The following is a 14,097-nucleotide window of genomic DNA, read 5'->3' as shown; positions in this document are numbered from 1 at the left end:
TCATCAAAGAATGATAGCGCTTATTTAAAGCGAACGACCAGTTCATGCATATCTGAAGCAACCCCTCTTAGCGTAACCATGCTCTGCATAGCACCTTCCGCTTCATCTTTACTCTCATTTGCTAAGTCTGAGATTCTAACTAATTGCTGATTAATATCTTCAGAGACATGAGCCTGTTCTTCCACTGCGGCCGCCATCTGCGTCGACATATCAGAAATACTAGTAACGGCTGAAACAATAGTTTGCAAAGAAGCTTGAGCATCTGACATTTTTTGTAGACCTACATTTGCACTCTCTTGCCCATTGCCAGCCACCTTTACTGCGTCGTGAGCACCACTACGAAGACGCTCAATAATACTGTGAATTTCTTGGGTCGAACCTTGGGTTCTTTGAGCCAGCTGACGCACTTCATCGGCAACCACGGCAAAACCACGACCATGTTCTCCTGCTCGTGCAGCCTCAATAGCCGCATTTAAAGCCAACAAATTCGTTTGTTCAGCTATTTGGTCAATCATCACAGCCACCTCAGCTATACTCTCTGACTGCTTTGATAGATTACTGACAGACTCACTGATCCGCTCGACTAACGATGCTAACTCCTGTACCGCTGACGTGGTTTCCTCAAGTGTCTTATCACCTTCTAAAGCTAAACTTTTGGCTTGTTCAGCACTGTGGGCGGTATGCTGAACATGCTTAGACACATCCGAAACAGTGGCAGTCATTTGCTGCATGGCGGCTGCCACTTCTTGCGTTTCATGCATTTGCTGTTGAATTTTTTTAGTCGAACTGTCCGTCTGCTCTAAACCGTGCTCTGATTTTTTAGAAACTTCCATTGATTCCGTTTCAATCCGAGTCAGTACCGTATCAAGATGCATCGCTTGGCTTTTAATACCAACTTCAAGTTGGCCAAGCTCAGTATTATGATCTGAATAGGTCTTAGCCGCTAAAGGGTGGGTAAATGAATGACTCAAGGATCCCTGTAAAATTTGCTGCATCTTCCACTGTGTAAATCTGTAATAGAACGCCAATAAAACAGAGGATACCAATGCAGGGGCTGTCGCATAAGGTACATCCATAAAAAACATCAACAAAGACGCAATCCAAGCTATTACGACAAGAATTGGTACAACAATACTTAATGGAACTGTTACGCTTTTTTTTCCCTCTCGAATCGAGCCATACAGCTTTTCAGCTCGCTCCACATCTTTGCGATCGGGTGTCGAACGCACGGATTCATAGCCGATTACTTGCCCTTTTTCTGTGACAGGCGTTACGTAAGCATCGACCCAATAATAGTCGCCATTTTTACTACGGTTTTTAACCAACCCCATCCAAGGTTTACCATTTTTTAAATGGCTCCACATAATATCAAACGCTTCTGTAGGCATATCAGGGTGACGGACTAAATTATGTGGTGCCCCTAGAAGCTCTTCATAGGTAAACCCACTAATATCGATAAAATCTTGGTTGCAGTAGGTGATTTTGCCCTTCAGATCGGTAGTGGAAATCAATCGAACACCTTTAGGCACAACTCTTTCCACGTTAGTGACAGGTAGATTCTTTCTCATAATTCCCTCATGACTTCCAAAAAAGCCTATTGGCTTATTGAATACATGCTTCAACAAAAACAATAATGTCTTTATTTCGTACACATTCAGTAAAAGAAGCGTAGTCAAGGTTTAGTAACTTTGCATGTATGGTCAGGAATTTTATGAACGGTTTTTTAGATAACGAGCAACTCGCCTAGTGATTACAGGCAGTATGTAAGTGGGTACTTGCATGGCACCGGCAAGGGGAAGAAAGGCTGGTCCCAATAAAACACCAGCGATAGAGTAAGTAAGCAAAACATTGCGATTTCCGGATGTAATAGCAGCCGTTAGCGACTTTTCGATCCCATGATGACGATATAAAAAAAATGTAACAACAAAGAAAATACTTACCAAAACAGCTGCAACTAGTAAAAATATCATTGCCTGTGACGCGTTTTCATCCCAAAGCCCTCGATAATTACCAATTAACCCAAAGGGAAACGCGAACACCAACAAAATTGTATAAGGTGATACTTTCAACAAGGCGCGCTGTAAAGACTCTTTCGGCACAATGTAATGCAGGCTAAATGAAATTAAAATTGGACCAACAATAAAAATCAACAACCGAATGCCATATGTGACGAAATCCAAGCTTCCTTGTGACATGGGCAAAGAGTGAATAGAAATAAACAAGGCCACAGGTAAAAGTAGAGTTGTAGCGATGGTCATTGCCATCGCTTCAAGAGCATCATACCCTAACGCTCGAACAATGGCGGGCGTGGCAAACAATGAGCCTGTCGCCCCAACCCCTAGAATTGCCAACAATAGCTCATCAGATAGACCTAATAAAACACCGCACAAAGCAAAAATCGCCATAAAAAAGGCACTGTGAAGTAAGGCGTATAGCCAAATAGACCGGTGACAAAGTCGTTTAATTAACTGCTCCATCGGCATTCCGATGAGTGTCAGCAACATAAGTGTGAACAATACGTAGGGGAGAAATGGAAATAATGCGTTCGAGGCAACAGGAAACGCAAAGCCAAGCAAGGCGCATAGAAACATACACACAAGTGAGTGTTTAACTAAAAAAGTTAGCAAGGTTCGTCTTCCTTGAAGTTTTTATTATTACCGCTTACGTGATGTGGCACATATTCTGTTCTGCTCAGGCAACTCAGAAAGCTCTAAGGGCCAAAGTTTTCGAGCTTCATCAAACGCATGACGTAATTCATCTAACAGGCGTTCCGATGCCTTTTCCTCCACACCCGCTACCACCACCCCATCATCGCTACACGATTTAGGCCGCACCGGAAATGGTATTACGTTGTCCTTCATACAATATCTCTATCAAGGCTATTAGTGGATATCTACTAACACTCTATGGATAATCTAATTAAAACGCAACGCTATGCCAAGGTAAGACAATGAAATATTTGATTTCTCCGGCGAAAACACTGGATTTAGACAGTAAAACGCCTGATGTGAAGTACTCCGAGCCGCGCTTTTTAAACCAAGCGCAATCACTCATTAAAACCATTAAACCCTACACGCCAGCGGACATTGCTTCATTAATGAAGCTGAGCGATAAATTAGCAACGCTTAACGTCGAGCGCTACCAAACTTGGTCAAAGCAGCATGACGTCAACAATAGCCGTCCAGCATTGTTTACGTTTATGGGGGATGTCTACACGGGTCTCGATGCTTATTCACTAAGCACCAAACAGATTCATTACGCGCAATCTCATCTTCGTATTCTAAGCGGTCTCTATGGTCTACTTAAGCCTTTAGACCTTATGCAGCCTTACCGCCTCGAAATGGGTACGAAATTAAAGAACAGCGAAGGTGATAACCTTTACCACTTTTGGGGCAGCCAAATCGCTAACGCTCTATCAGAAGAACTTGAAGAAGACGAGTTATTAGTCAATCTAGCCTCAAATGAGTACTTTAAAGCGGTCGATAAAAAAGCAATCAAGCAAACGATCATTACACCGAACTTCTTAGATGAGAAAAACGGTCAATTTAAGGTGATTAGCTTTTATGCGAAAAAAGCCCGTGGCCTAATGGTGCGCTATTTAATCGAAAGTGGCGCGGAGACTATCGAAGACATTAAACGCTTCGATCTAGCCGGATATCGCTATGATGCAGAGCGCTCTAAGCCCTTAGAGCCTGTATTCACAAGGGCAGAAGGTGTGACAGACTAAGCGCTTAGGCTAAACGTCCTACTGTCACTCGATCATTGCCACCTAAATCTTGATAGGTGGCAATGTCTTTGAATGCTTTATCAGAAAACAACTGTCGTACAGCTGTAGCTTGGTCATAACCATGCTCAAACATCAACCAACCTCCGCCAACAAGATGCACTAAAGCCCCATCTATGATTCGCCTTATATCTGCTAAACCGTGATCATCAGCGACTAAAGCGGTGATGGGTTCAAAGCGCACATCTCCTTGAGATAAATGCTGATCCTCTGGGTCAATGTACGGCGGGTTTGAAACAATCACATCAAACAAAGGCTCATCGGCCAATGCTGAAAACCAATCACTTTGCAAAAAACGAGTATTCTTTATATTGTTTTTGACAGCGTTTCGCTGAGCTAATGCAATCGCTTGAGCCTGGAAGTCAATCCCAACTACGTCCGCAGAACGCCATTCGTAAGCTAACGCTAACGCAATCGCTCCCGTGCCAGTACCAAGATCCAAAACCCGCTTGACACCGTTAGGCTGTAGCTCCAAAGCCACTTCAACCAATCGCTCAGTGTCTGCTCTAGGAATCAAAGTATGCTTTGACGTTTCTAAGCTCAGAGTCCAGAAGTCTTGTTGTCCCAAGATATATGCAATCGGCTCACCCTGCTCACGACGAGCCAACAAGGTATCAAATTGCTCACTCGCAGAATCCGAGACAGCTTTTTCAGGCCACGTAAAAAAGTAGCTTATAGAAACGCCAAGTACATGCGCCAGCAATAATTGGGCATCTATCTGTGCTGTGTCCGATTGCGACGCGAGTCGCCCATAAGCCAGTTTAAGCAAAGAATCTATGGTCATGGATGTCTCGCGTGCACTCAAAAGAAAGGAATTAGTTATCGCCACTCAAAGCAGAAAGCTGTTCAGCTTGATACTCATTAATCAGCGGGTTAACCAGTACATCTAAGTCACCCTGAACAATTTCATCTAACTTGTACAACGTCAGATTAATACGGTGATCCGTGACACGGCCTTGTGGGTAATTATAAGTACGGATACGTTCAGAGCGATCACCACTGCCCACCAAAGAACGGCGCGCTTCTGACTGCTCCGCAGCCGCCTTGCTTTCTTCTGCCGCTTGTAAACGCGACGCCAGTAAAGCCATGGCTTTAGCACGGTTCTTATGCTGCGAACGCTCATCCTGACATTCCACTACAACTCCTGTTGGAATGTGTAGAATACGAATCGCGGAGTCTGTTTTGTTGACGTGCTGACCACCCGCACCAGAGGCGCGAAAAGTATCAACACGAAGGTCAGCTTTATTGATGTTAATCGCTTCTACTTCATCCATCTCAGGCAGAATCGCAACGGTACAAGCCGACGTATGAATGCGGCCCTGAGATTCCGTTGCAGGTACGCGTTGCACTCGGTGCGCACCGGACTCAAACTTCAATTTAGAGTAAGCACCATCACCTACAATACGTGCGATCACTTCTTTGTAACCGCCGTGCTCGCCTTCACTAGCACTGACGATTTCTACTTTCCAGCGCTGTGTTTCGGCATACCGAGAATACATGCGAAACAAGTCACCAGAAAAAATTGACGCTTCATCACCACCGGTTCCGGCACGCACTTCTAGGAATACGTTTTTCGCATCGTTAGGGTCTTTCGGCAGCAAAAGCAACTGAAGGTCTAACAGCAATTGTTCTCTTTGAGCCTGTCCAGCTTTCAGTTCTTCTTGGCCCATTTCTTTAATATCTGGGTCAGCATCACTCAGCATTAGTTGCGCTTCTTCAATGTTTTCCAACACCTGCTGATATTCTGAGAAGCATTTCACGACAGGCTCTAGCTCAGCGTACTCTTTACTGTAATTACGGAACAAATCTTGATCCATAATTACTTCCGCTTCACTGAGTAATGCTGCCAACTCTTCGTAACGCTCAGATAAGCTCTCTAACTTAAATTTAATCGATTCTTTCATTCTAAGGATTCTTTCGTATCGGTTATGCCCAACACCTCGGCAGCTCGCTGCAAAGCTTCTTGATCAGCTTCGGCACCCGCTTGGCGTAAATACTGGGTTGGGGAATGGATCAGTTTATTCATCAATCCATGGGCTAATTTAGCAACCACCTGTTCTGGAGTCTGTCCTGACTCTAAACTTTTCAATGCTCGCTCTAATTCGGACTGTTTTATTAATTCTGCTTGGGCGCGGTAGCTTACAATTAGATCAGCAACTTTGCGAGACTCTTGTTTGCGCCTAAACTCATCAATACCTTGCTCGATGATTTTTTCAGCAGCTTCGGCAGCGTCTTGACGTGCTCGAACGTTTTCCTCAATAACAGAGTGAAGGTCATCGACTGTGTACAAATACGCATCTTCAACTTCCTGCACTTCCGGCTCGATGTCTCGCGGAACCGCAATATCAACCAATAACATCGGTTTATGTCGACGTTTATTTGTCGCACGCTCAATCATTCCTTTACCGATAATCGGTAGCTGGCTGGCAGTAGAGGAAATAACGATGTCTGCTTGATGCAGAAAATCGGTAATATCACCTAACAATATAGCTTCAGCACCCAACTCATCAGCAAGAATTTGGGCGCGCTCAAGTGTACGGTTGGCGACAATAATACGCTTTATGCCGGCTTCTTTTAAATGACGAGCAACCAGTTCAATGGTCTGGCCGGCGCCTATCAAAAGCGCCGTACTGCGCTTCACATCAGCAAATATCCGTTGCGCTAAACTGACCGCCGCAAAGGCGATCGACACAGGGTTTTCTCCTATTGCCGTATCCGTTCGTACGCGCTTTGCAACGGAGAACGTCTGCTGAAATAAACTCTGAAGCTCGGAGCCAATACACTTACCTTCTTGAGAGACCGCATAGGCAGACTTTACTTGACCAAGAATCTGAGGCTCACCTAAAATCAAAGAATCCAACCCTGATGCCACGCGCATAACATGGCGCACACCTTCGTCACCTACATGTGTATAACAGAAACGCCCTAGCTCAGCAGGCTCAACGTGATGATAACGTCCTAACCAATCAATGATTTTTTCGGCATCAGATTCACCATCTATAGCACAGTACAACTCGGTACGGTTACAGGTAGAAACAATCACCGCCTCTTTTGCTTGAGCGTCAGACACAAGTGAATTGAGCGCCTCAACCATTTTCTCAGGGGCAAACGAAATTTTCTCTCGAATAGATACTGGTGCAGTTTTGTGGTTTACACCCACAGCAATTAGCGGCATTCAGGAACTCTTCTCACGACTTGAGATCGAACAGATGTTTGCAGATATATGCCTAGTATTCTGACACATGATTAAATGCCCCTATTATAAGTGGAATTTTTAGCTCTTCGCACCCCATCAAATCAATAAATATGTCAATTCCTTACAATCATGCACTGTTTATTAGGCTGACAACACCTCTATAGCAGCGCTACCATAGTAACTAGGATATGATTTTAGCCAAATAAGGCAGACACTTATGCAACGAATGCAATACGCGGTATCGATTAAACGAGCTTTTATTACGATGGCATTCGGCCTATCTGTCAGCGCCTGCTCATCCATTTCAAATTCGCATACCGCGCCAATCGCGGATAACCGCTGGGCACCGGTAGCAAAATCCAAGCATGCGGAGCAACTGGAACAACTACTGAGCGCTGAGTTTGCTTTGCAACGTCAAGGCAGTGAGTCTGCCACGGCACTGTATTTAGATTTAGCTGAGCAAAGCACAGATGTAGAGATCGCCAAACGTGCCACTTCAACAGCCATGATGAGTGAAGACAGTCAAGCGGTACTCAAAGCCAGCTCTCGATGGCTAACACTTGAGCCGAACGCCTCTCAAGCCTACCCTATTTTAATGCAAGCTCAGTTAAGCGTAGGGGCACTGGACGAAGCAAAAGCGCTGCTACTAAAAGCCAAGAAAAACAATATTTCATTGAGCTTTCTACCTAGCTTTGTGGACCAAAACATCCGTCACGACAACATCACAACTCATTTAGAGAGCCTTCTAAGTGTCCCAGAATTAACCTCCGATCTGTTTGTTAAAATTGCCTTATATCATGTCCATTTCATCAACGGAAAATATCAATACATACTCGACAATATTGCACCGTTAATTGAACTCAGTCCAGAAACAGAACAAGAAGGGCTAATCATTATAAAAGCAGTCAGTGAAGAGCAATCAGGGTTGATAGACAGCGCTCAAGAGACTCTCAAACAAGGACTGAAAGCTTTCCCCAAAAGCCAACGAATGATGGCAAATTATCTAGAGATACTTATCAAGAATGATCAGTATCAAACTGCATTATCAACGTTTTCTGAGGCTCAGTTTTCCCCTTATTTACAACAACAAATTGGTATTGCTATCGCCCAATTGCTAATGCAAAAAAATCAACCTGAGCTTGCCATTAAGTTAATTTCCGAACTGCCAAAACATGGCAACTTACGTGATGACTTATTGTTTATATTAGCGAATGCTCAACATCAAGCAGAGCATTACAATGATGCTTTAAAGAGCCTATTAAATGTATTTGGTAAACTCAGCTGGGAGGCTTCTCATCTTCTGGTGCAATGGCTATATTCAGCTGACCAAGCAGAACAAGTGAACTCTTTTATTTTGAAACGAGCTGTGGTCGATGTAGAACCCGGCCATATCAACGGTGTTGCGGACTTACATCTACACAACCAACGTCCTGACTTAGCAATTGATTTGCTTACTCGAGCCCTTCCAATATTCCCAGAAGCGGACGGACTACGCTATAAACGCGCCATTACTTACGATATGCAACAACAGTGGCCTCTAGCGCTGCAAGACCTTACAATATTGTATCAAAAGCATCCAAATGATCCGTCTTACATTAATGCGCTCGGTTACACCATGATGGTTCGATCCCCTGAGCAGTTCGATCAGGCGTTTCAATTAATACAAAAAGCTTATGCCCTTGACAGCACAGACGCTGCGATCATGGACAGCATGGGGTGGGCGTATTTTCTTCAAGGTAATTTGGAGCAAGCTGAAACGTTACTTTCGCAGTCATGGGACGTTATGCAAGACGCTGAAATTGGTGCCCACTATGGCGAAGTGCTATGGCAACTTGACGATCAAGAAAATGCTATCAAGATCTGGCAACAAGCACTCAAAGACAATCGTAAGCTGCCAGTTTTACTCGAAACTTTAGAACAATACGCGCCAGAACTATTAGGCTCGTAAGGAATCACCATGAAAATCAAACATTTGGTTATTGGTATTATGGCCAGCGCTTTTTTAGCTGGCTGTAGCTTATCGCCAACATCACCTAAGGCCCCGTTACCAGAACGTGCCGAAGATATAATGGCGTGGCAAAATGAAGGCCGTGTCGGCATTCGTACAGAGCAAGATGCAATCTCCGGTAACTTTAATTGGCAGCACTCGCCAGAACATTATGAACTCAATATCTACGGCCCTTTTGGTCAAGGTGCAACGCGATTGGAAGGTATTCCGGGCAAAGAGTCGCGTCTGACTTACGATGACAAAAATTTAACCGGGCCGAGCGCTGATGCTTTGCTTTACCATGAGCTAGGCTGGCACTTCCCTGTTACCAGCGTGCAATATTGGATTCGAGGGCTAGCCGCCCCTAACAGCGCAGCGGAAATCACTTATCAACAAGATGGCACCACGCCCGAGCAAATTTTACAAAACGGCTGGACCATTACCTATAAAGAATTCACTGAGTTAGAGCATTTAAAATTACCTCAAAAAATGCAGGTTACTCACCCTCCATATCGGGTTAACTTGATCATTACAGACTGGAATGTTCAATGACGACACTCACGCTGCCATCCCCAGCAAAGCTGAATTTATTTTTACATATCACAAGCCGTCGAAACGATGGCTATCACGAACTGCAAACCTTGTTTCAATTCATTGATTTATGTGATGAGTTACGCTTCACCCTTACCGATCATCCTGATATTAGCCTTACCCCTGAAATTAACGGTGTCGATCACGAAGATAACTTAATCGTAAAAGCCGCACGTCTTTTAGAAACGCATAAGAAAACACAGCAAGGTATCGCCATTTCCATTAGCAAAATCCTGCCGATGGGCGGTGGTATAGGTGGTGGTAGCAGTAACGCTGCGACGACACTGTTGGCACTCAACACACTGTGGAAATGCGACTTTTCATTGGAGGCGTTAGCACAACTGGGCAAACAACTGGGGGCGGACGTGCCTATCTTTGTGTTTGGGCATTCGGCATTTGCTGAAGGGATCGGCGAAAAATTAACACGAACTAGCCCGAAAACCCCATATTACCTACTCTTGAAGCCAAATTGCGAAGTGCCAACTGGTCAAATTTTTACCGATAAATATTTGACAAGAGACACCCCTGCGATCAGAATATCGCACGCCTTGAAACTGGAAGGGCATAACGATTGCCTAGAGGTCGCGCGAAGACTGTATTCTGAAGTAGATGAAGCATTTTTGTGGCTCACACAATTTGGCGACGCAAAACTAACTGGCACCGGAGCGTGTTTGTTTTTGGCATTCGAGTCAATTGATGAAGCCAAGCGAGTGGAAGCTTGCGCACCTGAGAAGTGGCAAACTTGGGTTTGTCGTGGATGCAATACATCTCCTGCTCATGACGTACTGAACCAGTGGATTGCATCTCAGCATACTTAATGCTGAATAAAACGCCAGTCTATTTTTCATCGCTATAAATACAAAGGGTATACACAGTGTCCAAGTTGATGGTTTTTACCGGTAATGCCAACCCTGAACTCGCTCGCAGGGTCGTTCGCCGTCTAGGTCTTCCTATCGGCAACGCTACGGTTGGAAAGTTCAGCGACGGAGAAATTACGGTTGAGATCAACGAAAACGTGCGTGGTAAAGACGTTTTTATTATCCAATCAACCTGCGCTCCAAGTAATGACAACCTCATGGAACTGATTGTAATGGCTGATGCGCTGCGTCGTGCGTCGGCTACCCGTGTAACCGCTGTAATTCCATATTTCGGTTACGCACGACAAGATCGTCGTGTTCGCTCAGCACGTGTACCGATTACAGCCAAAGTCGTTGCAGACATGATCTCTGCTGTGGGTATTAACCGTGTACTAACGGTAGACCTACACGCAGATCAAATTCAGGGCTTCTTCGACATTCCAGTAGATAACGTTTATGCAACACCACTGTTGCTAGATGATCTACAGCGCCAAGGTCATGAAAACATTACGGTTGTTTCGCCGGATGTTGGTGGTGTTGTCCGTGCTCGCGCATTCGCAAAAATGCTGGATGATGCAGATTTGGCCATCATCGACAAACGTCGTCCACGTGCAAACGAAGCACAAATCATGCACTTGATTGGCGATGTAGAAGGTAAAACCTGTGTATTGGTCGACGATATGATCGATACCGGTGGTACACTATGTGCCGCAGCTAAAGCCCTTAAAGAACATGGTGCAGCAAAAGTATTAGCTTACTGTACACACCCTGTCCTATCTGGCAAAGCTATTGAAAACATTAGCAGTTCTGTTCTTGACGAGTTAGTGGTGTCAGACACTATCCCACTGACTCAAGCAGCACAGAATTGCCCGAAAATCCGCCAACTGTCTATGTCAGACATCTTGGCTGAGGCTGTTCGTCGCGTCTGCAACGAAGAGTCAATCAGTGCCATGTTTGGGGCCTAAGCCAAACATTTACGCTCGGAACGGGTCGCAGTTCTGGGCAACCTTAACTTTATTTTAGGATATTAACATGTCTGTAGTTCTAAACGCTTCTGTACGTAACGAAGAAGGTAAAGGTGCGAGCCGCCGCCTTCGTCTTCAAGGTCTTGTTCCTGCTGTTGTATACGGTGGCAACGCTGACCCTGTGTCTGTTACGTTCAAAGGTAACGAAGTAGTAAAAGCTGTTAAAGATGCCGCTTTTCTAACTACCGTAGTAAAAGTATCTGTTGATGGTGCTGAGCAAGAAGTAATCGTTAAGTCTCTACAACGTCACCCAGCAACTGGCGATGTTATGCACATCGACCTACTACGCGTTGAATCAGAAACTAAAATCGTTACACGAGTGCCACTAAGCTTCGTTAACGCTTCTAAATCTGAAGGTGTTAAATCTCAAGGTGGTCGTCTACAAGTTGAAGCGAAACTTGCTGAAGTTCGTTGTCTTCCAAAAGACCTTCCAGCTGCTTTGATCATTGATGCTATTGACGGTCAACTTGGTCAAATCTTCCACCTTTCTGATGCTCAACTTCCAGAAGGCGTTGAATTGGTTGCTTTGCTTAAAGGCGAAGATCACGACCAACCTATCGCTCGTATCGGTAAAGCTAAGCGCTAATCATTGAGGCAAGTCTGTGGCAGGTTTTAGATTACTCGTTGGCTTGGGTAACCCAGGTTCAGAATATGAAAATACCCGCCACAATGCTGGCGCACAATGGATAGAAGCACTGGCTCGCATGAGTCAGTGCTCTCTTCGAACTGAAAAGAAATTCTTCGGTCAGTTCGGCAAAGTTTTTATAGGTGGGCAGGAATGCTACCTCCTTATTCCTACGACCTATATGAATTTAAGCGGCAAAGCAGTTCAAGCCGTCTGTCAATTCTATAAAATATCCCCTCAAGAAGTTCTAGTCGTACACGACGAGCTTGATATCGCTCCAGGCACTGTAAAGCTTAAAAAAAGCGGTGGCCACGGGGGTCATAATGGCCTTAAAGATATCATTAGCAAACTCGGTAATAACCGAGACTTTGGTCGCGTCCGCATCGGTATAGGTCATCCTGGACATGCAAGCCAAGTGGCAAGCTACGTGCTCAAAAAAGCGCCCAGCGATGAATACCAAAAAATCGAACAAACCATCGATGAGTCACTACGCTACCATACCGACATTATTGCGGATAATTGGAGCAGTGTAATGAACCATCTTCATAGTTTTAAAGCATAAACTACCAGCTTTAGGAATCTAATATGGGCTTTAATTGCGGTATCGTCGGCTTACCAAACGTCGGCAAATCAACTCTGTTCAACGCACTCACAAAAGCCGGCATCGGCGCTGAAAACTTCCCTTTCTGTACGATTGAACCCAACGCAGGTGTCGTGGCCATGCCTGATCCTCGCTTGGATGCATTAGCTGAAATTGTGAAGCCTGAACGCGTATTGGCTACGACCATGGAGTTCGTAGACATTGCAGGCTTAGTCGAAGGCGCATCAAAAGGCGAAGGCCTAGGCAACAAGTTTCTAGCAAACATTCGCGAAACCGACGCCATTGCTCATGTTGTTCGCTGCTTCGAAGACGAAAACGTAATCCACGTTTCCAATCACGTTAATCCGAAACTAGACATCGAAGTGATTAACCTTGAGCTAATTTTCGCCGATATCGAATCGATCGATAAACAACTGTTCCGCACAGCGAAAAACGCGAAAAGCGGCAATAAAGAAGCCATCGCGCACAAAGAGTTTCTAGAACGCATCAAAGCCCACTTAGAAGACGGTCTACCTGTTCGCGCGATGTCACTCTCAGACGATGAAAAGAAAGCCGTAAAACAACTGCATCTTTTGACCACTAAACCGACGATGTACATAGCCAATGTGGCTGAAGATGGCTTTGAAAATAACCCTCACCTAGACGTCGTTCGTGAAATCGCCGAAGCTGAAGGCGCCATGGTTGTGCCTATTTGCAACCAACTTGAAGCGGAAATTTCTGAGTTGGATACAGAGGAAATGCAAGAGTTCTTGGATGAAATGGGCATGGAAGAACCCGGCTTAGATCGAGTGATTCGTGCAGGCTATGAACTACTGGGCCTGCAGACCTACTTTACAGCAGGCGTTAAGGAAGTGCGTGCTTGGACCGTTAAACAAGGTGCAACAGGCCCTCAAGCGGCAGGTGTGATCCACACAGACTTCGAGAAAGGCTTTATTCGTGCAGAAGTTGTTGCATACAACGATTTCATCCAATACAAAGGTGAAAGCGGTGCGAAAGAAGCAGGCAAATGGCGCCTAGAAGGTAAAGAATACATCGTCAAAGATGGCGACGTGATGCACTTCCGATTTAATGTTTAACTTTTTTTAAAAATAACCCTTGACCCATTAACGGGTTATGTGAATAATATCGCGCCACAGACACAGCGAAGCAACGTTTCAAAATGTCTGTGTTGAGAGAATGTTGGGGTATAGCCAAGCGGTAAGGCAACGGGTTTTGATCTCGTCATGCGTTGGTTCGAATCCAGCTACCCCAGCCAATCTCTCAAAAGGCTATGTAGCTCAGTTGGTTAGAGCACATCACTCATAATGATGGGGTCACTAGTTCGAATCTAGTCATAGCCACCAATTTTAATGTATTGGGGTATAGCCAAGCGGTAAGGCAACGGGTTTTGATCTCGTCATGCGTTGGTTCGAATCCAGCTACCCCAGCCAT

At 45.0% G+C, this 14,097-nt stretch carries 14 protein-coding genes and 3 tRNA genes; 11 read left to right on the top strand and 6 right to left on the bottom strand.

Annotation, left to right across the window (positions count from 1 at the left end):
* Window positions 1-20: 20 nt before the first annotated feature.
* From AYW76_RS17515 to AYW76_RS17505, 3 genes are all read right to left on the bottom strand, one after another.
* A complete protein-coding gene (locus AYW76_RS17515) occupies window positions 21-1,568 on the bottom strand; it encodes a methyl-accepting chemotaxis protein (RefSeq protein WP_067223614.1) in 1,548 nt (515 codons plus the stop codon).
* Window positions 1,569-1,709: 141 nt separating this feature from the next.
* A complete protein-coding gene (locus AYW76_RS17510) occupies window positions 1,710-2,627 on the bottom strand; it encodes a hypothetical protein (RefSeq protein ID WP_067223611.1) in 918 nt (305 codons plus the stop codon).
* Between the two features lie 27 nt (window positions 2,628-2,654).
* Complete coding sequence (locus AYW76_RS17505) at window positions 2,655-2,861, bottom strand: hypothetical protein (protein ID WP_067223608.1); 207 nt, start codon at window positions 2,859-2,861, stop codon at window positions 2,655-2,657.
* 89 nt (window positions 2,862-2,950) lie between these two features.
* Between AYW76_RS17505 and yaaA the strand changes: the two genes are divergently transcribed.
* Window positions 2,951-3,727 (top strand): peroxide stress protein YaaA, encoded by a 777-nt coding sequence (yaaA, locus tag AYW76_RS17500; protein WP_067030591.1) that lies wholly within the window; start codon window positions 2,951-2,953, stop codon window positions 3,725-3,727.
* A 4-nt stretch (window positions 3,728-3,731) separates the two neighbouring features.
* On the opposite strand, the gene prmC is transcribed toward yaaA, so the two are convergent.
* From prmC to hemA, 3 genes are read right to left on the bottom strand one after another with little or no spacing between them, the layout of a single operon-like run.
* Window positions 3,732-4,568: a peptide chain release factor N(5)-glutamine methyltransferase gene (gene prmC / locus AYW76_RS17495; RefSeq protein ID WP_067223604.1), complete on the bottom strand. Its 837-nt coding sequence runs from the start codon at window positions 4,566-4,568 to the stop codon at window positions 3,732-3,734.
* A gap of 31 nt (window positions 4,569-4,599) precedes the next feature.
* Complete coding sequence (gene prfA, locus AYW76_RS17490; RefSeq protein WP_067030594.1) at window positions 4,600-5,688, bottom strand: peptide chain release factor 1; 1,089 nt, start codon at window positions 5,686-5,688, stop codon at window positions 4,600-4,602.
* A complete protein-coding gene (gene hemA, locus AYW76_RS17485) occupies window positions 5,685-6,959 on the bottom strand; it encodes a glutamyl-tRNA reductase (RefSeq protein ID WP_067223601.1) in 1,275 nt (424 codons plus the stop codon). The genes prfA and hemA overlap by 4 nt, the downstream gene beginning before the upstream one ends.
* 238 nt (window positions 6,960-7,197) lie before the next feature.
* Between hemA and AYW76_RS17480 the strand changes: the two genes are divergently transcribed.
* The 10 genes from AYW76_RS17480 to AYW76_RS17435 all read left to right on the top strand — a co-directional run bounded on the left by AYW76_RS17480 (window position 7,198) and on the right by AYW76_RS17435 (window position 14,096).
* Window positions 7,198-8,928 (top strand): tetratricopeptide repeat protein, encoded by a 1,731-nt coding sequence (locus tag AYW76_RS17480; protein WP_067223598.1) that lies wholly within the window; start codon window positions 7,198-7,200, stop codon window positions 8,926-8,928.
* Between the two features lie 9 nt (window positions 8,929-8,937).
* On the top strand, window positions 8,938-9,519 hold the full coding sequence (gene lolB / locus AYW76_RS17475) for a lipoprotein insertase outer membrane protein LolB (protein ID WP_067223593.1): 582 nt from the start codon (window positions 8,938-8,940) through the stop codon (window positions 9,517-9,519).
* Window positions 9,516-10,376, top strand: a complete 861-nt coding sequence (gene ispE, locus AYW76_RS17470; RefSeq protein ID WP_067223590.1) for a 4-(cytidine 5'-diphospho)-2-C-methyl-D-erythritol kinase — start codon at window positions 9,516-9,518, stop codon at window positions 10,374-10,376. The genes lolB and ispE overlap by 4 nt, the downstream gene beginning before the upstream one ends.
* Window positions 10,377-10,432: 56 nt before the next feature.
* Window positions 10,433-11,380: a ribose-phosphate diphosphokinase gene (locus AYW76_RS17465; RefSeq protein WP_067030606.1), complete on the top strand. Its 948-nt coding sequence runs from the start codon at window positions 10,433-10,435 to the stop codon at window positions 11,378-11,380.
* Between the two features lie 67 nt (window positions 11,381-11,447).
* Window positions 11,448-12,026, top strand: a complete 579-nt coding sequence (locus AYW76_RS17460) for a 50S ribosomal protein L25/general stress protein Ctc (protein WP_067030609.1) — start codon at window positions 11,448-11,450, stop codon at window positions 12,024-12,026.
* A gap of 16 nt (window positions 12,027-12,042) precedes the next feature.
* Entirely contained in the window at window positions 12,043-12,627 is a 585-nt protein-coding gene (pth, locus tag AYW76_RS17455) for an aminoacyl-tRNA hydrolase (RefSeq protein ID WP_067223587.1), read from the top strand.
* A gap of 23 nt (window positions 12,628-12,650) precedes the next feature.
* Window positions 12,651-13,742: a redox-regulated ATPase YchF gene (gene ychF, locus AYW76_RS17450; RefSeq protein ID WP_067030615.1), complete on the top strand. Its 1,092-nt coding sequence runs from the start codon at window positions 12,651-12,653 to the stop codon at window positions 13,740-13,742.
* Between the two features lie 104 nt (window positions 13,743-13,846).
* Window positions 13,847-13,921, top strand: a tRNA-Gln gene (locus AYW76_RS17445).
* 11 nt (window positions 13,922-13,932) lie between these two features.
* Window positions 13,933-14,009 (top strand) — tRNA-Met (locus tag AYW76_RS17440).
* Window positions 14,010-14,021: 12 nt separating this feature from the next.
* Window positions 14,022-14,096, top strand: a tRNA-Gln gene (locus AYW76_RS17435).
* The last annotated feature ends 1 nt before the right edge of the window (window position 14,097 follow it).

Origin of the sequence: Marinomonas gallaica (genome assembly GCF_001639745.1) — a bacterium.
Taxonomy (GTDB): Bacteria; Pseudomonadota; Gammaproteobacteria; order Pseudomonadales; family Marinomonadaceae; genus Marinomonas; species Marinomonas gallaica.
Note: the sequence above shows the minus strand (reverse complement) of the source record. Positions and strands in the feature narration are given on the sequence as shown.